Here is a 1,205-nt window from a genome sequence, read left to right on the forward strand (position 1 = left end):
GCCCACGACGCGACGCCGGCGATAACGGTTCCCGAGGTCCTCGCGATCCCCGCGGTAGAGGTCCCGCTCGTCGGAGTGACGGTTCGGGCGATAGAGCTCCCGCTCGTCGGGTTCACGGTCCCCGAGGTGGCGCTCCCTGCGATCGGGCTGTGGGGACTGTACCTCGCGTTCGTGGCCGAGACGACGATCCCCGCCGCGATCAACTACCTGCGGTTCCGCTCCGGCAAGTGGAAGAAGATAAGCGAGGCGTACCGGCCCGAGGCGCCCGCCGACGACTGAGCGGGCGCCGGGTCGGTTCGCCGCCTCGGCCCGCGAGCCGTATACGGATACCGTCCCGGCAGACCGGTATTGTATTTAAACTACAATATAATATTCCAGACGGAACGAAGGTGCGAACGCAGGCGGTGTAGTGAAACCAGTATTGAATAACACGAGCAATATTTATCCCCTACGGACACGTACGGATCGGTATGGAAGATTGTAAGAAAGGCCGTCTGTTCGGGTCCGCGCTGATACTCTTACAGGGAGTCGTGACGGCGCTGTTCCCACAGGCGAGCGTCCGCCTGACCAAGAAAATGATCGGAAAGAACTTCGACAACGCCTCCGAGCTCGAAGCGAAGCCGGCGTACGTCCGGCAGCTGCGCGCGATCGGCGTGGGTATGATCGCTGCGGGCGGGACCGGGCTGCTCCTCGGAGACGCGGAGGAGTCGGAGACCGCGCTCGCCGAACTCGCCGGCGCAGACGGAGCCGACGACGAGGAGTGAAGATATCTCGGGGACGGGCCCTTCGGAGACCGTCCGACGAACGGTTTCGGATCGGACTCCGCGAACCCTGACTCGCGTCACTCCGTTGCGGACGACGGGGGGAGCGGGAGGAGTCACCCCCTGCGGCGTTCGACACCGCCCGTCGCTCGGCGCTCCGAGCCGCACGGTCGACGACCGAGAACGCCCCGCACGCTTTTGTTCGCGCCCGCAGAGAGTACGCTCGTGAACGACGAGCTATTCGAGCGCATCCTGATACCGATCGCGGGCCCGGACGACGCCGAGGCCACGGCGCGGGCGGTTCGGCCGCACCTCGACCCGGAGACGACGCTCATCGTGACGCACGTGACGCGGGGCGAGAGCGGCGAGACGACGATCAAGACGGGCCGAGACCAGTTCGCGGGAGCGACCTACGAGACGTTCTACGACATCCTCTACCGAGAC

Annotated in this window: 1 protein-coding gene and 2 pseudogenes; all 3 read left to right on the plus strand. The window is 65.5% G+C overall.

Annotated elements, in window-relative coordinates:
* Positions 1-279: pseudogene (locus U4E84_RS17935) on the plus strand (MATE family efflux transporter); the annotation flags it as partial.
* A 191-nt stretch (positions 280-470) separates the two neighbouring features.
* A complete protein-coding gene (locus U4E84_RS17940) occupies positions 471-764 on the plus strand; it encodes a hypothetical protein (RefSeq protein WP_322533431.1) in 294 nt (97 codons plus the stop codon).
* 222 nt (positions 765-986) lie between these two features.
* A pseudogene (locus tag U4E84_RS17945) lies at positions 987-1,205 on the plus strand (universal stress protein UspA); the annotation flags it as partial.

Source organism: Halorubrum sp. AD140, from assembly GCF_034497445.1.
Classification (GTDB): Archaea; Halobacteriota; Halobacteria; order Halobacteriales; family Haloferacaceae; genus Halorubrum.